Here is a 21,070-nt window from a genome sequence, read left to right on the forward strand (position 1 = left end):
TTGTTACAAGGTTTGCGTTGATTTTGACGAGGCGAAACATGATTGGATTATTGGGTTTAAAAAAATTGGGGAGCAGTGCTGAGCCATGACTCAGCACTGCTGATGTAATTACTCGGGTGCAATGGCATGGTTGCGATACGCTTCACGATACTTATCGACCCACATGGCCGTCGCGCCACAAATCGCCACTGGCATGACGATAAAGTTGACTATGGGGATCATCGAAAATAGCGTCACAGTGGCGCCAAAGCTAAAACTGGTGCCACGGGTTTGATTCAAGGCAAAGCGCATATCTTTAAAACTGACCTTGTGGTTATCGAAGGGATAATCGCAGTACTGAATCGCCATCATCCAAGCGCTGAACAGAAACCATAAAATCGGCGCCAGCGTCTGGCCTACCATAGGCACTAAAAACAATAACAAAAATACCAGTGCGCGGGGCAGATAGTATTTGAGTTTGATCCACTCACGCCCAAGGATACGCGGTAAGTCTTTGATTAAATCAATACCAGAACCGGTATTCAGCTGCTTACCAGTTAACAACTGCTCGACTTTTTCAGCCAACAGACCATTAAAGGGGGCGGCGAGCCAGTTCATGACGGAGCTAAATACAAAAGCAAGCATCACCAGCATAGTAGTGACGGCGAGCGGCCAAAGTAAAAAGTTTAACCAGCTTAAGTACTCCGGGAGCTGGGCATTCATCCAAGTGAATAGCGTATCTAACTGGCCTATGGCTACATAAATGACGCCAGCAAACAGCAGAAGGTTAATCATTAACGGAATAAATACGAAAGTGCGCAGGCCTTTACGTGTGATTAAACCAAAGCCATCGAGAAAATAATTAACGCCACTTTTGGCAGGGAAGGGCAAGGTTTTTTTCTGTGTCATATCGTTTTTCCAAAAAGTTAAGCGACAGCTATATGCGATTGTGATCAACTCATGGACAGATGACAAGCTAAAAGCCGCATGAATTCAATAAAAAGCGTTACAAAATGCTGCCTGCTTTGTTAAAGTTGCCAGCAGAATGCATTTGCACCGCTAGGCTCATTTTCGGGCCAGACTTCAGAGACGCGCTAACTGGCACCATGAGATTAAAACAGATAAAACTTGCCGGCTTTAAGTCGTTTGTCGATCCCACGAAAATTCCTTTTTTACAGGCATTAACCGCCATTATTGGCCCAAATGGCTGCGGTAAATCGAACGTGATCGATGCCGTGCGTTGGGTGCTCGGTGAAAGCTCGGCGAAGCACCTACGCGGTGATTCTATGGCCGATGTGATATTTAACGGTTCAAGTGCGCGAAAACCTGTGTCTGTGGCGGGTGTTGAACTTATTTTTGAAAACAAAGAAGGTCGCCTCGCTGGTCAGTATGCCAGTTATGAAGAAATCGCCGTTAAGCGTCAAGTGAGCCGCGACGGTGAGTCTTGGTATTTTCTCAATGGTCAAAAGTGTCGTCGTAAAGACATTACCGACTTGTTTATGGGCACAGGTCTTGGTCCGCGAAGTTATGCCATTATCGAGCAAGGCACTATTTCCCGCCTGATTGAATCTAAACCCCAAGACTTGCGCACCTTTATTGAGGAAGCCGCCGGGATTTCCCGCTATAAAGAGCGTCGGCGCGAAACTGAAAACCGTATTCGTCATACCCGCGAAAACCTCGAGCGTTTGGGCGATATTCGCAGTGAACTCGGTAAGCAGTTAGATAAACTCGCGCAGCAGGCTAAAGCCGCTAAACAATATCGTGAGCTTAAACAGGCCGAGCGTAAGACCTATGCTGAACTCCTTGTGATGCGCTATCAAGAGTTGCAAGCTCAGATGGCGAGCCTATCTGAGCAGATAAGTGCTATTGAAGTGCAGCAAGCGGCGGCGCAGTCACTCGCGCAAACCGATGAATTACAAACCACTGAATTGCAAGTGCAACTCGCGCAATTGGCGGAGCAAGAGCAGCGAGCCGTTGAAGCCTATTATCTGACCGGTACTGAAATCGCTAAGTTAGAGCAACAGCTACAGAATCAAAAGCAGCGCGACGCCCAGCTCGAAACCCAGTTGGCGCAAGTCAAAGAGCAGATCCAACAAAACACCGATAAGCTTAACGGCTATAAAGCGAGTCTTAGCGCGTTAGAGCTTGAACTTGCCAAACTTGGGCCACAGCATGATGAGCAACAAGAGCTCATGGATGAGCTGCAATCCCAATGGGAAATGAGCATTGAACGCAGTCAGCAGCAGGCCGAAGTGGCGCGCCAACAGGCAGCAGATGTTTCTCAGCATAAGTTACAGCTTGAACTGCGTCGCAGCCAGTTAGTGCATCAGCAGCAATTACTGCAACACAAACAGCAGCAAAGTCGTGAGCAGCAGGCGCAACTTTCGGCGTTAATGGACGGTGATCTCGCATCGAGTATTACACCATTGCAGCAAGATATTGAGTCTTTGGATGATGCGCTCACACTGCAAAATGAAATTAATCATCAGCAAGAACAAAGTGTAAGTGCAAGTACGCAAGCCTTAGATGAAGCCCGCCATAGCGCTGAGCAAATTCAGCAGCAATTAACTGCGACTAAAGCGCGCCATGAGCTGGTTGAACAGTGGTTGACTAAGCAAGAACAGCAGAGTGATAAACCGCAGTTATGGCAGAGTTTAACCGTTGAAAATGGTTGGGAAACCGCGGCCGAACTCGCCCTAAATGGCTTGTTGACCTTGCCCGTTGGCGTCACTGAAACTGAAATGGGGTTTCAAGCATTAGCGTCACAATCAAACCAAAGTGAATTTTTACAGGCTAAGGTGAATCTCGCCCCTTGGTTAGCGGGGCTTAAGTGGGCAAAGGATATCCATGCAGCGAAAGAACTGCTGCCACAGCTAACATCCGATCAACGGATTGTCACTGCCGACGGTTATCTACTGGGACAAGGTTTTTTAATCACGAAAACAGAGGGCGCCCAGTCACTGGTGCAACTCAGTAAAGAGCAAGCTCAGTTAGCGAAAAATATCCTCGATTTGCAACAATCCCTGCAGATTCGGCAAGACAAGATGACAGATCTTGCGGCTATTTTGCAGCAACAAAGACTGCAACTGACCGATGGCGCGCAAAAATTACATCAATTGCAGTTAGACAAAGCGACTAAGTCGATGCAGCTTAGTGGTTTAATCGAGCAAGTGAAGGCGCGCGTCGAACAGCAAAGTATACTCGACGCAGCTTTAAGTGCGAGTTTGATTGATATTGAACGCTTAAGCGAGCAATGCGAATTATTAGTAGAACAAGAAATGGAGCTCGATGAGACGCTGCAGGCTAGTGAAGATATTCAGCGGCAACTCATCCAAGACACACAGGCAGATAGTGCGCGCCATCAAGCATTAAAAGGGCGTATTACTGAGGTTGAACGTCAATTATCAGCCACTGCGACGGGTTTGCAAGCTGTGACGATGCGCATGGCCGTGAGCACGGAGCAAATTGAGTTACAGCAAGTGCGTGTCAATGAACTCATCCACTCCCGCGAGTCTGTGTTAACAGAACTTGCCAAAGTTGCCCAATTGAGTGGGGTGCAAAATAGTGTGCAGCTGACTGAGCAGTTAACGCAGTTACTAAAGCAACAACATGAGCAACAACAGGGCTTAAAAGAGGTTCGTCAGCAGCAAAGTGTGCTCACAGACACATTAAACCGTATAGGAATAAAGCAAAAACAAGAGCTTGGTAAGCTTGAGGGCTTGACTCAAAGCCTGAGCACGTTAAAGTTACGTCGTGAAGGAATAAAAGGCCAAGCGAATAGTCAGCTGGAAGCCTTACAGGAACAGCAAATCATTCTGTCTGAAATCCTTGGAAACTTGCCCGCAGAGGGGATGCCAGACAAGTGGCAGAGTGATTTAGATCAAATACGGCAGAAAATTGTTCGTTTAGGTGCCATTAACCTTGCAGCGATCGAAGAATTTGAACAGCAAAGTGAGCGAAAATCTTATCTTGATCATCAAGATGACGATTTAAATAAAGGGCTTGCAACCTTAGAGGAAGCGATCCGTAAAATAGATAAGGAAACCCGAAGCCGCTTTAAGACGACATTTGATTCAGTCAACGAAGATCTCGGACGCTTATTTCCGAAAGTGTTTGGTGGCGGCCGAGCTTATTTAGCGTTAACTGACGACGATTTGTTAGAAACGGGCGTGACTATCATGGCCCAACCACCGGGGAAGAAGAACAGCACAATCCATCTTCTTTCGGGTGGTGAAAAAGCATTAACCGCTTTATCATTGGTATTCGCCATTTTTAGGCTGAATCCTGCTCCCTTCTGTATGTTAGATGAAGTGGATGCGCCATTAGACGATGCCAACGTAGAACGCTTCTGTCGATTGCTAAAAGAAATGTCACAGAGCGTACAGTTTATTTATATCAGCCATAACAAAATAACCATGGAAATGGCGGATCAACTTATTGGCGTGACTATGCACGAGCCCGGTGTGTCTCGTATAGTTGCGGTAGACATAGAGCAAGCGGTGGCGATGGCTGACGCTGGATAACTAGAAGAAAGACAGGGTAACCAATGGAAGATTTGCAACTAGTATTGTTCGTTTTAGGCGCCATAGCCATAGTTGCTGTGCTGGTGCATGGATTTTGGTCTATCAGAAGACAACAGCCTAAGTCATTGAAAGATAGCCCAATGAGCAACTTTTATAAGAAACAGGCTGAGAAAGGTGAGCCGAGTCCGAAGCGGATCGATTCAGAAGGGTTTGATGCCGATGGTATTGGCGCCGTACGCGTGCGCAAAGCCGGTGAACTTGCACCTAACAACGAAACTCCTGCGGCCAACCCTTATTTGAAGCAGGAAGTAAAGCTAGAACCTAAGCCTGAATTTAAACCACAAGAGTTTAAATCAACAGAATTTAAACCAGAGTTGAAAGTTGGCCCTAAACACGAGCCAGTGACAGCTCAGCCTGATTTTAGCTTGCAGCCACCCGTGGCAAAAGAGCAACACCGTGGCCCGAAAGTCTCGCGTCAAGAGCCCGTCTTGAACACTCAAGCGAGCACGCAAACTCCGCCAATGGGTCAATCCCATGCGGCTATCGTCGCGCAAAAAGCGGCTGAGCAGGAACATGCGTTACGTAGTGCAGCTCCGCAGCAAACGGCCTTGTTTGACGAAAATGAATATAAAGAAGATAGCTATCAAGAAGAGGTTGCCGAACAAGCCGCTGAAGATGAGTTAGGTGAACCACGCGACGTACTGGTATTACACGTGGTCGCTAAAGATGGCCTACAGCTTAACGGCGCCGAATTGCTGCCTTGTTTCTTAACTTTGAATTTTAAATATGGTGATATGAATATTTTCCATCGCCATGTGGATAATGCTGGCAATGGTAAAGTATTGTTCTCGATAGCGAATATGCTAAAGCCTGGTGTGTTTGATCCGGATAATATGGAGCAGTTCAGTACCCAAGGCGTGGTGTTTTTCATGACTTTGCCTTGTTACGGTGACGCCCTAATGAACTTTTCGATTATGCTTAACTCGGCGCGTCAACTCGCGGATGATATCGATGCGGTCGTGCTTGACGGACAACGTCAACCTTGGGGTGAGTTCACTAAGCAAGATTATTTACACCGCATTCGCGCTAACGCTTAAGCCGACACCGCAACTTGGCGGTTAATACATTGATGAGGCCGCGATTGCGGCCTCATTTTTTGTGATCTACTTTTTGTGTTCTAAAGAATTCTGGATAAAGAATATGCAAGACATTCAACTCGATACACTTCTGTCTAAAGACGTCACCCCAGAAAACGCATCGCAGGTGATGCAGGCGCTCAGCCAATCGCTGAACGAGCACAACATTCGTTACTATGTAGACGATGCACCGAGCATTACCGATTCTGAGTACGACAGGTTGATGCAGCGTTTACTCAAGTTAGAAGCCTTGTATCCCCATTTGATTGTCGCTGATTCACCGACTCAAAGGGTGGGCGGATTGGCACTGGCTAAGTTTGAGCAAATCACGCACCTTAAGCCTATGTTGAGTTTAGATAATGCCTTCGATGAGGCGGATTTCAGTGCTTTCCATAAGCGTGTCACCGATAAAGTGGGTGAGGTGAGCTTTTGTTGTGAGCCTAAACTCGATGGCCTTGCCGTGAGTATCTTGTATCGCCATGGTGTGCTCGAGCGTGCGGCGACGCGCGGCGATGGTTCAGTGGGTGAAGACATCACTGAAAATGTTAAAACCATTAAATCGATCCCGCTTAAATTACGTGGTAATGACTTCCCTGAACTCGTTGAAGTACGCGGCGAGGCTTTTATGCCAAAAGCCGCTTTTGAAGCTTTGAATGACAGGGCGCGCGCCAAAGATGAAAAACTCTTCGTGAATCCGCGTAACGCAGCAGCCGGTAGCTTGCGACAACTTGACAGTAAAATTACTGCTGCCCGTTCATTGGCTTTTTATGCCTATGCGCTCGGTGTGGTGGAGCCGGATTCCCATTCGTTAGCTAAAACCCATTTCGAGCAGTTACAGCAGCTTAAATCGTGGGGTTTACCCGTAAGTAGCGAAATTAAAGTCTGCGCTGAACTAAGCCAAGTCTATGACTACTACAAAGATATTCTCAGCCGTCGCGGTGATTTAGCCTTTGAAATCGATGGCGTAGTGATGAAAGTTAACGACATTGCCCAGCAGCAACGTTTAGGCTTTGTGGCTAAATCACCCCGCTGGGCGATTGCTTATAAGTTCCCCGCACAGGAAGAAATGACCCAACTTGAAGGCGTTGATTTTCAAGTGGGCCGCACAGGTGCTGTCACGCCAGTAGCACGCTTAAAGCCAGTGTTTGTTGGCGGCGTCACTGTATCAAATGCAACTCTGCACAATGCCGATGAAATTGCCCGTTTAGGCATTAAGGTCGGTGATACGGTGATTATCCGCCGCGCTGGCGATGTTATCCCACAAATTGTTGCCATAGTGCCCGAAAGACGCCCTGAAACAGCGACTGATATTGTATTCCCACACAATTGCCCTGTATGCGGCAGTTTAGTCGAGCGCCTAGAAGGTGAGGCTGTGGCTCGCTGTAGCGGTGGTTTATTCTGCGAAGCGCAGCGTAAAGAAGCGATTAAGCATTTTGCATCCCGCAAGGCTTTAGATATCGATGGTATGGGCGACAAAGTCGTTGAGCAATTGATTGATAAAGAACTCGTCCAAAGTCCTGCGGATCTGTTTAAGCTCACCGCTTCCATGATGACTATGCTTGACCGCATGGGGATGAAGTCGGCAACCAATTTAGCTGCCGCGATTGAAGCAGCCAAAACCACCACTCTCGCGCGTTTCTTATATGGCTTAGGTATTCGCGAAGTGGGCGAGGCGACGGCAGCAAACTTGGCGGCGCACTTTGCCAGTCTAGATGCGCTGCGGGAGGCAACTGTGGAGCAGTTAACTGAAGTAGAAGATGTTGGTGCTGTCGTTGCCCAGCATGTGGCCCATTTTTTTGCCCAGCCCCATAACCTTGAAGTTATTGATGCTTTAGTTGCTGCAGGTGTGCATTGGCCCGCCATTCAAGCACCTAGTGCAGATGCACAGCCGCTTAAAGGCCAAACTTGGGTATTGACTGGCACCTTAAATCAGCTCAATCGCAATGATGCTAAAGCGCAGTTGCAGGCGCTGGGGGCGAAAGTGGCAGGCAGTGTCTCCAAAAATACCGATTGTTTAGTGGCAGGTGAGGCGGCAGGTTCAAAACTGGCTAAAGCGCAGGAGCTTGGTGTTAAAGTGATGGATGAAGATGAGTTGTTAGCTCTTCTCGCGGCCAACGCTTGATTGGCGTCAGTTGAGAGAGGGCGTTGGCTTGATGTTGATTCAACGTTGGCTGTAGCGGCTGCAGCCTTGTATCAAGGTGTGAATACCGCCGAATAGCCGATATTAAATAGTGCCTGGCCCAAGGCGCTATTTTTTTGTCTGAAAATAATCAAGGTGCGGAAAGATTATCTGCTTTGGCTATTGAATTAACTGCGATTGGCACCATCTCCTTAATATGCTGTTTTAGATTTTGCTGATTGGAAACCTATTTGAATTTTAGTCACATCACTTGGCTCGATGATAAAGGCCACATTAAACCGCCCATCTTTTTATATGCGCTTTTGGCTTATCTCGCGCGTGGTTGGTGTATTTTTATCGCCTCGCTGACTCAGATGGGTGATCGTTCTGAGTTAGTGCGGATTTTTTACCCTGAAAAGTCAGATTTTTTGCTAGCACTCGGGGCGGGACTTGGCGCTGTTTTGATTTATCTTGTGGTGATTGCTGAACGTCGCCGTTCGCCCCAATGGTTAAGACCGATTTTTGTGCATTTAAAATGGGGGTTGTGGTTGCTGTTGATTATTGATGGCGTTTTGTTGGGTCAGCGATTGATCCATGGCCAATTTCTGTTTCATTGGAGTCTTGCTTTAGATGCTTTAATGTTGTTTTGGTCGAGTATTTATCTTATTAAATCGAAGCGACTCAGTTATTACCTCCGTGATTGGCCAAAAGAAGAAGCTAAAGAACTTCAGCCTTAGTTTTTATCGTATTGTTATATAATAACTTTATTTAGATCTGAGCGGTGGGGCACATGACGATGTGTTCTATCCCTCAGTTTGATAAGGATTTTTACCTTATTTCGCCATTGAATTCTTTGAATCATCTATAGTTATATGTACTTAGCTTAAATGTGCCCTGTTGGATACGCAGATGAGGCCATCTGTTTATACCCACATTACATTTGAAAGGAGTCATATTGCGTGGCAAAAGTACCTCAAAAAAAGTTGTTACTGTCAGAAATTCAACTTGGCATGAGAGTCAAGTTGCCTTTGTCATGGACGAACCACCCTTTTTTATTTAACCGTGTTGATATTAGCAGTGCCGCTCAAATCGAAATGATCCGTGGCTTAGGTGTTCCCTATGTTTTTTTGTTATCTGAATTGAATCGCGGATCGGAGACAGTTAGGGAAGATAAGGATGTTGAAGATGAAATTGAAGTTCCACCTGAGCGAGATCTTAAGGCCGATACCCGTAAGGCGATACGTTTAAGCCAAAAACGTTTCCTTGAGAACGTAAATAACTGCAGAAATGTATTTGGCAAGATAGCCAGTGATCCCGAAGGTGCCTATCGATTGTCGGCGTCATTGGTAGAAGACTTGCTCAGCCATCTACAGGAAGTTGACAAACCTTTCCTCACTTTGGTCGGAATGGATGATAACGATGTCAGTGTGACCCAGCACGGCGTCTCTGTGGCAGTATTAGCAATGATGATGGGCCATGCACTGGATTTAAGTCCAAGGGAACTGCGTGATATTGCTCTTGGTAGTTTGTTACATGATATTGGTAAACTTAAGGTACCTGATGTTATTCGCCGTAAGCGCGGAGCCTTAACACCTCATGAGTCAAATTATCTGCAAATGCACCCTAATTTCGCCTATGACATGCTCAATCGTTCCGGATTATTCCCTAAAGAAGTACTACACATTGTGCTACACCACCATGAGTTTATTGACGGTTCAGGTTTCCCTGATGGGTTAACTGACCATAAAATTCCTATCATTACGCAGATCGTAAGTTTGGCAAATGACTACGATCAACAGCTCAGTGGTCAACAAATATCCTCCCCTCAAGTCGCTTTAGGTTATTTGTTTAAGAATCGGGCCACTAAACATGCCGAATCTTTAATCGCTATTTTGGTTAAAATTCTCGGTATTTATCCACCAGGAACCATAGTGAAACTCTCCGATGGCTGTATCGCAAAAGTCATGATGACGACTAAAGATGTGAGTCAACCCCAAGTCTGGGCCTGCAAAGAGGATGGTAGTGAGCCATCGCTGCGTTTTTTAAGTAATGAAGGCGTGACAGTACAAAAAGCCATTAAGGCGGAAGAGTTGTCCGAGGGGGCGATTCGTACCTTACAAGTCGATAAAGGGATTAGTTTTTATTTTAGTTCGCTACAAACTTGAATCTTATGCGCTAAGTTCCGTATTCTATCCGCTGATGTGATTCCCTTAGGGCTAATATGGCGAATGTAAAAGCAGAAAACAGCGCAGTAAAATCCAGTGTTGCTTTGGTCGGTTGTGGATGGTTTGGTTTTGCTTTGGCAAAGCAACTTGTCCATGAGGGCTATCGAGTCACTGGCTGTAAGCGCAGTGCCGAAGAATTATCGGTATTAACTGAAGTCGGGATTGAAGCCTATCCGCTGCAATTGGGCCACGAAGCATCATCTGCCCCCGATGCTCAGGCGTTAAGCGGTTTATTTCAGACTGATTATCTGGTGGTCAATATTCCTCCACGGCTAAAGCGTGGTAATGCCGCTTATCTTGAAGAATTACAACAACTCATCGCATTAACTCAAGGCTGGCAATATCAGCGGATTGTGTTTATCAGCACTACGGGCGTATATCCGACCCAAGATAAATTGATGACAGAAGCCGATGCGATGGCAGAATCAAGCGATAGCCAAGTGCTGTTAGATGCTGAAGCTTTATTTCAAGCATTGCCCCATACCTGTATCGTTCGTTTTGCTGGACTCGTCGGTCCTAAACGTCATCCTGGGCGTTTTCTTGCTGGAAAAACCGATGTGAGTGGGGCGAATGTCGCGGTAAATTTAGTCCATCTTAGTGACTGTGTGCGCGCCGTTAGCGCAATTCTCGCGGCAACTCATTCTGGATTATCAGTGGCGCCGATTTATAATCTTTGCGCACCTTCACATCCGACTAAAGCTGAGTTTTATCAAGCTGCTGCCGAATCTCTAGGTTTAGTCGCGCCAGAATTTAATCAACAATCTATGCCGAGTAAAGTCATCCAAGCTGACGCGATTGTCACTGATTTAGGCTTTCGATATCAGTATGTTTCGCCGCTGGATATGCTAGCGGCATGTTGAGAAAGGTTCATTACTGTAAAAGGTAAAAGTCGAACTTTTAGGTTATCTTTGGGTCCCAAGTTTGCTTGAGCAAATGTGTAATCCTTATTTAAACAAACGACGAATAAAAAGAGACAATATAATGAGCGTGTTTAATCGAGTTCGACCTATAGCAGTATTTGCGTGCGGATTAATGCTGAGTGCCAGCTTTGCCCTGCAGGCTGCAAGTTTCGAAGAAGGCAAGGATTATGTCACTGTGGCGGGCATTACCGAAACGCAAAAGCCAGTGCTGCGGGAGTTTTTTTCTTATAACTGTACACATTGTTATAAGCAAGAACCGCTCATTGAGTCGACAGTAAAGCTGCTTGGCAAAGATGTGGCCTTTGAGCGTACCCCCGTTGGTGCAGGTCGTCCTGCTTGGGAATTGAGCCAGTTTGCCTATTATATGGCGCAAAAATTAAAGATGACTAAGCAAACCCATGGTGCCATTTTTAAGCAAATTCATGAGAAAGGTGAGCAATTTACCACCCTAGAGCAAGTAAAAGCCTTTTTCATTGCCCAAGGCGCTAAGGTGGGTGATGTCGATGCCGCGATGAATTCCGTCGATGCTAAATTCACTCTAATGAATTATGACTCTCAAGCTGAGCTTGCTGGGATCAAGGGGGTACCGTCATTATTGGTTAATGGCCGTTATATGCTGACCTCAACCGCACATACCGCAGAAGAATTGGCGGCGTTAGTGAGGTTTTTAGCTGCGAAGTAACGGCATTTTATAGATGGACGGCACGCGATGTATCATGCGATGAAAGCCGCTTGTTGCGAGTAACGCTTAGTCACGTTTCCTCAAGGTAGATTGAGTAACCCAGCATAGGCTGGGTTATTTTTTGTTGTAAACCTGCAAAGAGGCAGTGAGTCAAACCCTAACATTTTGACGAAATAACATGATGAAATAAAACGGTAAGCAATTGGCCTGACCTAGGTTTGATGAGAGATTTAACGTCTCTAATTGATTGAGAAACTCATGATTAAAACCCTCAATAATCTAGGCTAAAAATCTTAAATCATCTGATTTTTAGCCAGTCTAGAGCCGTATTAAAGGTCATTTAAATTTCTAATTTCCCTAGTTCAGACAATAAGTTATTTCTATTTATTGGATGAAAATCCTCTTTCTCCATTCACATCCCACTCATTCATGTTCGACATTGGTCTAACCTGTTAAAAAAGTTAAAACCGTATCGAAATGTAATATCATTGTTAACTCTTTGAATTTGTTTCTATTCGCTATTTGCAGACAGTGTTTTGAATCACGGGTTAGACGAAAGTCGTGATTGTGCTCACACCAGCTGTTGCTAGATTAAACATGACTTAAAATTAAAACAGCACAGGGGAGTCACTATGGGTTTTGAAAACAACGACAAGGCAAAGGGTTATTGGCGCGAGAATATTCGTCTCGTACTGAGCTTATTAGCCATTTGGGCGGCAGTTTCTTTTGGATGCGGCATTTTATTGGTTGATGTACTCAATGAAGTCCATTTCATGGGATTCAAATTAGGTTTCTGGTTTGCACAACAGGGATCTATGTATGTATTCGTTGCGCTTATCTTTGTCTACGCGGCAAAAGCCAACGCCTTAGATAAAAAATATAACGTACAAGAAGACTAAGGAGCTTTGAGATGGATGTTCAAACACTCACATATATTATCGTAGGGCTCTCATTTGCGCTCTACATTGGGATTGCAATCTGGACCCGTGCGGGTTCAACCAAAGAGTTCTATGTTGCTGGCGGCGGTGTTCACCCTGTTGTGAACGGTATGGCAACGGCGGCAGATTGGATGTCAGCGGCGTCATTTATTTCGTTAGCGGGTATTGTGTCTTTCGTCGGTTACGATGGTAGCGTGTACTTGATGGGCTGGACGGGCGGCTACGTATTGCTTGCCCTTTGTATGGCACCGTATTTACGTAAATTTGGTAAGTTTACTGTGCCAGATTTCGTCGGTGAGCGTTATTACTCACAGGCGGCACGTACAGTCGCGGTTATCTGCGCTATCTTTATTTGCTTTACGTATATTGCAGGGCAAATGCGTGGCGTGGGTGTTGTGTTCTCGCGTTTCCTTGAAGTGGATGTGGATACGGGCGTATATATCGGTATGGCGGTCGTGTTCTTCTACGCGGTACTCGGTGGTATGAAAGGGATTACCTACACTCAGGTTGCCCAATACTGCGTACTGATTTTCGCCTTTATGGTTCCGGCTATTTTCCTTTCAGTGATGATGACAGGCCACTTAGTTCCGCAAATTGGTTTTGGTGCTGAGTTACTGGATGCCGCTGGCAATAATAGCGGTGTATATTTGTTAGAAAAACTCAATAACGTTTCGGTTGAGCTCGGCTTTGCACCTTACACCGACGGTTCTAAGAGCATGATAGATGTGTTCTGTATTACGGGTGCCTTGATGGTGGGGACCGCGGGTTTACCCCATGTTATCGTGCGTTTCTTCACTGTACCTAAGGTGAAAGATGCACGTATCACTGCAGGATGGTCGCTTGTTTTTATTGCGATTATGTACACCACAGTGCCTGCGTTAGCAGCGTTCTCCCGCGTGAACATGATTGAAACTATTAACGGTCCCGATTCTAAAGGTGTGGCTTATGAGTCTGCACCAGATTGGATTAAGAACTGGGAAAAAACCGGTTTGATTAAGTGGGATGACAAAAATGGCGACGGTAAAATTTACTATTCGTCAGGTAAGATTGAAGATCCCGCTAGCAAAAATGAAATGAAGATTGATAACGATATTATCGTACTTGCTACGCCAGAAATCGCTAATTTACCAGCTTGGGTTATCGCCCTCGTGGCGGCGGGTGGTTTAGCAGCAGCGTTATCAACATCTGCAGGCTTGCTATTGGTGATTTCAACGTCGGTTTCACACGACCTATTGAAAAAGAATTTAATGCCTAACCTTTCCGATAAAAAAGAGCTGCTATACGCTCGCTTGGCGGCAGGTATCGGCATTGTGATTGCGGGTTACTTTGGGGTGAACCCTCCTGGTTTCGTGGCGGCAGTGGTGGCATTCGCCTTCGGATTAGCGGCTTCCTCACTGTTCCCTGCCATTGTTATGGGTATTTTCTCTAAGACAATGAATAAAGAAGGTGCGATTGCCGGTATGTTAACGGGTCTACTGTTTACTGCGGGTTATATCATCTACTTCAAATTTGTTGATCCAACGGCTAACATAGCTGCTAACTGGTTCCTGGGTATTTCACCAGAAGGTATTGGTATGGTAGGCATGCTGGTGAACTTCGGTGTAGCAGCGATAGTGAGTCGAGTCACTGCGGCAACACCACTGCATGTTCAGGAGATGGTTGAATCGATTCGTTTCCCTAAAGGTTCGGGTGAAGCAAGCGGCCACTAACCTGACTGCGTAATGGTGAGTATCAACACAAGAGAGCGCTTCGGCGCTCTTTTTTATTGCTTTTTGGCCAGCCGTTATGACTCTGTGGGGCGTCACTTTATTATGCTTGCGGCTGACTTTAGTCGAATGTAGCGTAGCGACAATGCAGGCTATAGTGATGACATCTCAGTAAAAATTCGCCTAAAGAAGGTGTTGCCTATGAATGCCAGTGAGTTACAACCCGTAGTGCAATTTCTACAGGGGCTTGTGCCCTTTGATGCTCTGCCTGAGGATGTAGTCGTGCGCTGCGCTAAGGCTGTTACTGTTGGGTATTACAGCAAAGCCTCTGGTTATGTTAATTTCGACGCGAATTCGCCTAAGTTGTATATGGTGCGTAGCGGCGCCTTTGAGGTGCGCGATCCTGACGGCGTGTTGGTGGATAGAGTGGGCGAGGGTGAGTTTTTTGGCTTTTCTACTTTGTTATCAGGGGAAAAAGTCGTTAATAAAGTCGCTATTCTTGAAGACGGTCTAGTTTATCATCTGCCCCAAGCCTTGTTTGATAGCCTTAGGAGTGAGAGTCGTCACTTCGATAAGTTTTTTACCCGCGCCTTCGCAAAGCGTTTACGCCATGAGGCCCGCTTTAAGGCAAAGGATCTGACGACCACAAGTCGGATAAGTACCTTGATGTCTTCCACTCCCATCGTTATTGATGCCCAAGCTAGCGTGACTCAGGCGGCACTCTTGATGCGAAATCGCCGAGTATCGTCCTTATTGGTGACGGATAATCATAAATTGGTTGGCATTTTAACCGATAAGGATTTGCGTAATCGCGTGTTAGCAGCAGGGCTTGATGGCAGCGTTGCTGTGCATCAAGCCATGACCGTTTCACCTATCTCGATTTCCTCCAATGCATTGATTTTTGAAGCTATGCTGCTGATGAGTGAGCATAACATTCATCACTTACCGATTATCGATCAAGATAAAGCTATCGGTATGGTGACCAGTACCGACATCTTGCGAGGGCAGGGCTCACAACCGCTACTGTTGATTGGTGAGATTGAACGGCAGCAGGATCTTGCCAGTTTAATTGGCGTCAGTAAGCAAATTCCCCTATTGCTGCAAAATCTTATTAGTGCCGATGCCAGAGCTGAAGAAATTGGCCGAGTGTTAACCTCTGTCACCGATGCGCTGACGCGGCGATTAATTGTGCTCAATCAGCAATTACTCGGTGAACCGCCCATGGCCTTTTGCTGGTTGGCATTTGGCTCCCAGGGACGACAAGATCAGGCTGCGTGTTCAGATCAAGATAATGGCTTGTTAGTCGCAGAAGAGATGGATGATTTTGCTAAAGGTTATTTTGATGCCTTAACCCATGCCGTGTGCGCAGGGCTTGACCAATGCGGTTATGAATTTTGTCCCGGCAATATTATGGCGCAAAATCCCCAATGGCGGATGTCACTCAAACAGTGGCAACAGGTATTTGAAAAATGGGTCATAACGCCTGAGCCTAAGGCGTTAATGCACGCCAGCATCTTCTTCGATATGCGATCGGTTTACGGTCCACAAATCTTGTTTGATGCCTTACAGGATAAAGTCTTAGCTCAAACCCGCGATAACGATATTTTTCTCGCGGGTATGACTGGCAATTCGCTGGTGGAGTCGCCGCCGTTAGGATTTTTTCGCAAATTTGTACTCGAGCGGGATGGTAGCGAAGTTAAAGGCATAGATTTGAAGCATAAAGGTAATGCTTTGATTAACGATATTGCCCGTGTCTATGCCTTGTCTGCGGGCATTAAAGAAGTGAATACTGCAAAACGTATTCGTGCCTTGATGGATGCGAATATCCTCAATCGACAAGATGCGCTCAATTTGGCTGATGCCCACGAGTTTATCGCCCATATGCGGTTATCGAACCAAGGTTATCAACATAATCAAGGGGTAGAGGTGAGTAATTATTTGCTGCCTGGGCATTTGTCTTCGCTGGTTCGTCATCAGTTACGTGACGCTTTTAAAGTCGTGCATGAGGCGCAGGCGGGGATGAAGATGAAATTTATGCGAAGCTTTTGATATGAATACATTGTTGCTGAAAACTCAGCTCAATTGGCGGGCGCTGCGTTGCCAACATCATTTATTTAAAGGCTATTATCAGTCGCTGTTGCCTCTACTGGCAATGCCGTTATCCGAAGCGCCGTTAACGGCGATGGATTTGGAGATGACAGGGCTCAATCCACAGCAAGATCAAATTCTCAGCATTGGATTGGTGCCGATTGAGCGCGGTGAGATCCCGTTGGCACGCGCCGAGCAAAAGTTAGTGCAAATTCGCGGTAGTGTAGGCCAAAGTGCGACGATCCACGGCATTCTTGATAATCATTTGGTACAAGCCGTCACCATTGAGGAAGCCATGGGCTGGTTTATCAATCAAACCTATGGACGCGTGCTGGTGGCACATCATGCCCCTTTAGATTGTCGTTTTTTACAGCAGGATTTATTGACGATTTATCATCAAGCCCTTGTTTTACCTGCAATTGATACTTTAATGGTTGAAAAGCACCGTTTACTACGGGAGCACTCAGTGATTAAAGAGGGGAGTTTGCGCCTTGGCGCTTGTCGCGAGCGTTATGGTTTACCTATTTATGCGGCCCATAGCGCGCTGACCGATGCCTTAGGTTGTGGGGAATTATTACTCGCGCAAATGGCCGCCATGGGCGGTGCAGCAAAGCTTACTGTGGCTGATTTACTGCAAAAATCGACTTAGTCAGTGTTAACAGAAATCACTCTTTGTGGTGAGTGAATCCATTTGAGATGGATTGATTTCACTTTGATTTCATCTTAGGTTAATCACTGACAAGCTAAACTCAGTTGACATTTAATCCTCTGTTCAAATTCAACCTGCCGTTAACTTGGCAATCCAACCAACTTGTACTTCACTCTACTAAGTTGAGTGTGTAGGAGAATATGATGCCGTTACCTTTACTTTGGGTGGGTGGTGCCGTAATCGGTGCGGTTTTGCTGGCCGATGAGCGCGAGCAGCGTCAGCAACTTGAGCGTGACAGATTACTCGGTAAGGCCCCTAAGTACCCCGTTGCCAATCGCGCTATGGTGGCACCGCCGAGTCAATGGCAAAAGGGATTAAAACAAGTTGCGCCAATCCCAGGCAGTATCGTCTGTTGTTATGTTTTTGGTGTGATTGAGCATACTGGTATTTGGCTTGGTGATGATTGCCTCGTAGAGTTACATGGCTCAGGGCTGGTGCGGGCTGTATCGGTAAAGCGTTTTTTAGCGGGACGGACCGGTAGCCAAATCTATCTTGCCTGTAATCACCAACATCAGCCTCTTATTGCCGAGTCTGTGTTGCCCCGTGCTGAACAGGCGATTTATCAGTATCTGGAATATGATTTATTCGACAATAATTGCCATCGATTTGTCTGGTCTTGTATTAGTGGCAGCGAAGGCGTGATTAAAGGCTTTAACGAGTTAAATCAAAAACTCGCCGAACATTTTAATCAAGCTATCTATTGGGATGAGATGATCATTAGCAAGCTGAATGAATAAGCTCTGTAGTCATATACTAAAAAAGCCATCGATTAAGATGGCTTTTTGTTTTAGTGAAACACTATGTAATCGTTTTGCAAAAACCGTTTACGGCTTACAAAAATAATCTACAGCGCGTTTGACTAACTCTATGCCTGTTTTATCGCAAGGCGGTAACTCGGCATCACTGATATTGATAGGTGTGACGCGATTTCCCCATTGCAGCAAGAGTGCAGCAGAGGTTAAGCCAGCGCCAAAGGCACAAGAGAGTATGGTTTGATTCGGCTTGATAATGCCTTGTTCTAACGCATCACAAATAGCAATTGGAATCGTCGCCGCCGAGGTATTGCCATAATTAGCGATGTTCACGAAGGCTTTTTCTTTCGGGATTTTCATTCGGCTAACTAAGGTATCAATAATACGTTCGTTGGCTTGATGCGGGATCACGAGATCCACTTCATCCTTATCAACACCACATTTTTCAAGCACTTTAGTGCTCAATTTATTCATTCCGTTAATCGCACGCTTGAAGATTTCTTGGCCATCGAATTCAATGAAAAAGTCCAATGAGTCGGCTGAGAATCTGTCCATCGCCGTGCCAAAGCCCGCTTTCAGAATATCACGACCTTCAGGATCGTTATTCAGTTCATAACCGAGCACGCCACCGGCAACATCTGTCGCTTCAACCACAACGGCACCCGCACCATCACCAAATAGCACTGCGGTTTCGCGGCGTGACCAATCTAAATAGAAAGATAAACGTTCAGCACCAATGACTAATACTTTCTTGCTCTGGCCACTCTTGATTTGTGAGCTGGCTAAACCTAATCCATATAAGAAGCCACTGCAGGCAGCATTGATATCGAATGCGGCACAACTGGCGCCAATATTAGCTTGTACAGTGGATGCAATATTTGGGATCAAAGTGTCTGGGCTGGCACTGGCCAGAATGATCATGTCGATTTCACTGCCATCAATACCTGCAGCTGCGAGCGCACGTTGTGCTGCAACTGAAGCAAGTTCAGAGGTATTTACATGACTGATATGGCGCTGGCTGATCCCTGTGCGAGATTTAATCCATTCGTCGGATGTCTCGATAAAGGTAGCAAGATCATCGTTAGTCAGCGTGGCTGGTGGAACACATTTGCCCCAACCTGTGATAGTGGCGTACTGCATGGTGGTTTCTCTCAAATAAAAAAGGCAGAACCTGAGCGCTGCCTTGAATCGACAACAAAGCTTATCGGCAACTCTAATGGCCGTCCGTGATCTAGACCACCTGTTTGGCGACGAGATCTCGAATTGTCATTGCGGCATGCAGAATATGATGACGCAGTAGCGCCGTCGCTTTTTCTGTTTCTCTCAGTTTGCAGTGGTTGAGCAAAGCCCTGTGCTCATGCTCTGCGGCAGGAATTCCCCCCGCGAGCAATAACTGCAAACGAATGTATCTATCACAATTAGTATTGAGGCCGTGAACAACCTCAAGGGTGTGTGGGCGATTAGCCGCCTGATATAAGCAAGTGTGAAATTGCGTATTCAACTCGCTCCAACTGGCGACGGCATCTTCATGTTTGAAGGCCGACTCCAATTGCTCGAGTACACGTTCTGCTTTTTCTAAATCAGCCTCTTGAAGTCGTGGGATCGCTTTCGCAAGCAGATCGGTTTCGATCATTGCACGTAATTCAAAAAGTTCGGTGACTTGTTCGACGGATAACACGGTCGCGGTCGCACCTTTATGGGGCTCAAACTTAACGAGTCCTTCGGCTTCGAGTTGCAATAATGCTTCTCTCACCGGAATACGGCTGACATTTAACGCTTCAGCCAAGGCACTTTGTCTGAGGGGTTCTCCTGCGGCTATGTCACCTGAAAGAATTCTCTCTCTGAGCACTTCCACAACTAACTGGGTGCGGGTTTTGTGGACGATAGGCGTAGTTCGACTCATTATTTCCGTCTATTTCGGGTATTTTCTCGTTATTTGCCCAAGATTACCGTTAAAAACACCACAAATAAAGGGAAATGCTTGATTGAGTGCAGCATCTAAGAGACTAACAATGTCCAAACGACGGGGTTTTTTGTGGTTTTCTCTTACGATTTGAAGCGCATTACTTGCGAGTGGCTTCGATGGTAACAGTGGCAATTATTTGTAAAAACGCTGTTCAGCTTCTTCGATTGAGTATTTTGATTAAAAAGTGCAATTACACATTTCACTGCTGGATTTTTTGTACGCTGATTTGGTGGGACAATTACTATCTCGCATAGACACAAGCTGTCCATAGAGATTTGCCTGTACAGCCACGAAATATCACTAACGTGCAATTTAGCGCTAAAAGCATAACTTCGCGGTGCAATTTCTGATAATGAATGGAATAATAGCGCGATAACGCCTTAGGCGATTTGGGAGTATTACAGTGAGTCGAGCAGTATTTTTAGACCGTGATGGTGTGATTAACAAAGACCATGGTTATGTCCACCTAGTGGATGACTTCGAATATATTGACGGTGTGTTTGAATCTTGCCTCTCTTTAAAAGAAATGGGCTACAAGTTAGTTGTCGTCACTAACCAATCTGGTATTGCCCGTGGCATGTACACTGAAGACCAATTCCACAGCTTAACGGAGTGGATGGATTGGAACTTTGCCGACAAAGGGGTCGAGCTCGATGGTATTTACTATTGCCCGCACCATGCCGAAAAAGGTATAGGGGAATATAAGGTCGATTGTGATTGCCGCAAACCTAAGCCGGGTATGCTTAATGATGCGGCACAATTCTTAAAAATCGACTTAGCGCACTCAGTCATGGTTGGCGACAAAGCCGAAGATATGCAGGCAGCGAAAGCGGCGGGCGTGACCACACGCATATTAGTGCGCAGTGGTAAGGTTATTGCTGATGACAGTGATGCCACAGTGGTACTCGACAGTATTGCCGATGTGCCGGCTTACTTAAAAAGCGTGGGTTAGTTGGAGTTCTACTACTTATAATCAGTTCATCATGGGCTGATTCGTCAACCAAGGTTGCGATATAAGCTGTGTCGGCTGTCGCTCTTGTTCGATAGAAATCAGAAGTAAAGCTATCTCGCATGAGATTAAAGAGCTAACCAATAGGTTGGCTCTTGTCATTTCTAGCGCTGATGAACCTTATCTTTCCCCATAACTCAGCACAAATTCGATAATATTGGCGTTAAAATACCATTTTTAGTTTAAAAAGTGTGCGCTTGAATCGTTTTTCGTAATTATTCGCGCCAAAGGGGTTGCGGTAAAATCTGACATCCCTATAATGCGCATCCACTGACCCAGCGGGGTCAACGGTTAAGCGCTGAATAAGCTGCTAACCAT

Annotated in this window: 16 protein-coding genes; 13 read left to right on the forward strand and 3 right to left on the reverse strand. The window is 46.0% G+C overall.

Annotated elements, in window-relative coordinates:
* Nucleotides 1-108: 108 nt before the first annotated feature.
* Nucleotides 109-888: a sulfate transporter CysZ gene (gene cysZ, locus AAA952_RS15640; RefSeq protein WP_131523549.1), complete on the reverse strand. Its 780-nt coding sequence runs from the start codon at nucleotides 886-888 to the stop codon at nucleotides 109-111.
* A 197-nt stretch (nucleotides 889-1,085) separates the two neighbouring features.
* Between cysZ and AAA952_RS15645 the strand changes: the two genes are divergently transcribed.
* The 12 genes from AAA952_RS15645 to AAA952_RS15700 all read left to right on the forward strand — a co-directional run bounded on the left by AAA952_RS15645 (nucleotide 1,086) and on the right by AAA952_RS15700 (nucleotide 17,762).
* On the forward strand, nucleotides 1,086-4,502 hold the full coding sequence (locus AAA952_RS15645) for a chromosome segregation protein SMC (protein WP_338258350.1): 3,417 nt from the start codon (nucleotides 1,086-1,088) through the stop codon (nucleotides 4,500-4,502).
* Nucleotides 4,503-4,525: 23 nt separating this feature from the next.
* A complete protein-coding gene (gene zipA / locus AAA952_RS15650) occupies nucleotides 4,526-5,599 on the forward strand; it encodes a cell division protein ZipA (RefSeq protein ID WP_338258352.1) in 1,074 nt (357 codons plus the stop codon).
* A gap of 103 nt (nucleotides 5,600-5,702) precedes the next feature.
* The gene (gene ligA, locus AAA952_RS15655) at nucleotides 5,703-7,760 is read left to right on the forward strand and encodes an NAD-dependent DNA ligase LigA (protein WP_338258354.1); all 2,058 of its coding nucleotides are present in this window, start codon (nucleotides 5,703-5,705) and stop codon (nucleotides 7,758-7,760) included.
* Between the two features lie 248 nt (nucleotides 7,761-8,008).
* Nucleotides 8,009-8,494, forward strand: a complete 486-nt coding sequence (locus AAA952_RS15660; RefSeq protein WP_131523553.1) for a DUF2919 domain-containing protein — start codon at nucleotides 8,009-8,011, stop codon at nucleotides 8,492-8,494.
* A gap of 222 nt (nucleotides 8,495-8,716) precedes the next feature.
* Nucleotides 8,717-9,922 (forward strand): HD-GYP domain-containing protein, encoded by a 1,206-nt coding sequence (locus AAA952_RS15665; protein ID WP_338258356.1) that lies wholly within the window; start codon nucleotides 8,717-8,719, stop codon nucleotides 9,920-9,922.
* Between the two features lie 56 nt (nucleotides 9,923-9,978).
* Nucleotides 9,979-10,842 (forward strand): NAD(P)-binding domain-containing protein, encoded by an 864-nt coding sequence (locus AAA952_RS15670; protein WP_198572821.1) that lies wholly within the window; start codon nucleotides 9,979-9,981, stop codon nucleotides 10,840-10,842.
* Nucleotides 10,843-10,963: 121 nt separating this feature from the next.
* Complete coding sequence (locus tag AAA952_RS15675) at nucleotides 10,964-11,584, forward strand: thiol:disulfide interchange protein DsbA/DsbL (RefSeq protein WP_263138980.1); 621 nt, start codon at nucleotides 10,964-10,966, stop codon at nucleotides 11,582-11,584.
* A gap of 632 nt (nucleotides 11,585-12,216) precedes the next feature.
* A complete protein-coding gene (locus AAA952_RS15680; protein WP_006082142.1) occupies nucleotides 12,217-12,483 on the forward strand; it encodes a DUF4212 domain-containing protein in 267 nt (88 codons plus the stop codon).
* A gap of 11 nt (nucleotides 12,484-12,494) precedes the next feature.
* Entirely contained in the window at nucleotides 12,495-14,231 is a 1,737-nt protein-coding gene (locus tag AAA952_RS15685) for a sodium:solute symporter family protein (RefSeq protein WP_131523557.1), read from the forward strand.
* Nucleotides 14,232-14,429: 198 nt separating this feature from the next.
* Nucleotides 14,430-16,277, forward strand: a complete 1,848-nt coding sequence (locus AAA952_RS15690; protein WP_338258365.1) for a DUF294 nucleotidyltransferase-like domain-containing protein — start codon at nucleotides 14,430-14,432, stop codon at nucleotides 16,275-16,277.
* A 1-nt stretch (nucleotide 16,278) separates the two neighbouring features.
* A complete protein-coding gene (locus AAA952_RS15695; protein ID WP_338258367.1) occupies nucleotides 16,279-16,965 on the forward strand; it encodes an exonuclease domain-containing protein in 687 nt (228 codons plus the stop codon).
* 203 nt (nucleotides 16,966-17,168) lie between these two features.
* Nucleotides 17,169-17,762, forward strand: a complete 594-nt coding sequence (locus AAA952_RS15700) for a lecithin retinol acyltransferase family protein (protein ID WP_338258369.1) — start codon at nucleotides 17,169-17,171, stop codon at nucleotides 17,760-17,762.
* 87 nt (nucleotides 17,763-17,849) lie between these two features.
* Here AAA952_RS15700 and AAA952_RS15705 read toward each other — a convergent pair whose 3' ends face one another.
* Together AAA952_RS15705 and AAA952_RS15710 are read right to left on the reverse strand one after the other, a co-directional pair.
* Nucleotides 17,850-18,917, reverse strand: coding sequence for a ketoacyl-ACP synthase III (locus AAA952_RS15705; protein WP_028760951.1), 1,068 nt, complete (start codon nucleotides 18,915-18,917; stop codon nucleotides 17,850-17,852).
* 91 nt (nucleotides 18,918-19,008) lie between these two features.
* The gene (locus tag AAA952_RS15710) at nucleotides 19,009-19,680 is read right to left on the reverse strand and encodes a GntR family transcriptional regulator (protein ID WP_028760950.1); all 672 of its coding nucleotides are present in this window, start codon (nucleotides 19,678-19,680) and stop codon (nucleotides 19,009-19,011) included.
* Between the two features lie 466 nt (nucleotides 19,681-20,146).
* Here AAA952_RS15710 and gmhB point away from each other — a divergent pair, with 466 nt between their 5' ends.
* Nucleotides 20,147-20,695: a D-glycero-beta-D-manno-heptose 1,7-bisphosphate 7-phosphatase gene (gmhB, locus tag AAA952_RS15715; protein ID WP_263166084.1), complete on the forward strand. Its 549-nt coding sequence runs from the start codon at nucleotides 20,147-20,149 to the stop codon at nucleotides 20,693-20,695.
* Nucleotides 20,696-21,070: the final 375 nt, after the last annotated feature.

Origin of the sequence: Shewanella sp. M-Br, assembly GCF_036245925.1 — a bacterium.
Classification (GTDB): Bacteria; Pseudomonadota; Gammaproteobacteria; order Enterobacterales; family Shewanellaceae; genus Shewanella; species Shewanella oncorhynchi.

Coding starts and splice junctions, on each gene's coding strand:
- cysZ (WP_131523549.1), bottom strand. CDS start 888: ATGACACAGAAAAAAACCTTGCCCTTCCCTGCCAAAAGTGGCGTTAAT.
- AAA952_RS15645 (WP_338258350.1), top strand. CDS start 1,086: ATGAGATTAAAACAGATAAAACTTGCCGGCTTTAAGTCGTTTGTCGAT.
- zipA (WP_338258352.1), top strand. CDS start 4,526: ATGGAAGATTTGCAACTAGTATTGTTCGTTTTAGGCGCCATAGCCATA.
- ligA (WP_338258354.1), top strand. CDS start 5,703: ATGCAAGACATTCAACTCGATACACTTCTGTCTAAAGACGTCACCCCA.
- AAA952_RS15670 (WP_198572821.1), top strand. CDS start 9,979: ATGGCGAATGTAAAAGCAGAAAACAGCGCAGTAAAATCCAGTGTTGCT.
- AAA952_RS15675 (WP_263138980.1), top strand. CDS start 10,964: ATGAGCGTGTTTAATCGAGTTCGACCTATAGCAGTATTTGCGTGCGGA.
- AAA952_RS15680 (WP_006082142.1), top strand. CDS start 12,217: ATGGGTTTTGAAAACAACGACAAGGCAAAGGGTTATTGGCGCGAGAAT.
- AAA952_RS15685 (WP_131523557.1), top strand. CDS start 12,495: ATGGATGTTCAAACACTCACATATATTATCGTAGGGCTCTCATTTGCG.
- AAA952_RS15690 (WP_338258365.1), top strand. CDS start 14,430: ATGAATGCCAGTGAGTTACAACCCGTAGTGCAATTTCTACAGGGGCTT.
- AAA952_RS15695 (WP_338258367.1), top strand. CDS start 16,279: ATGAATACATTGTTGCTGAAAACTCAGCTCAATTGGCGGGCGCTGCGT.
- AAA952_RS15700 (WP_338258369.1), top strand. CDS start 17,169: ATGCCGTTACCTTTACTTTGGGTGGGTGGTGCCGTAATCGGTGCGGTT.
- AAA952_RS15705 (WP_028760951.1), bottom strand. CDS start 18,917: ATGCAGTACGCCACTATCACAGGTTGGGGCAAATGTGTTCCACCAGCC.
- AAA952_RS15710 (WP_028760950.1), bottom strand. CDS start 19,680: ATGAGTCGAACTACGCCTATCGTCCACAAAACCCGCACCCAGTTAGTT.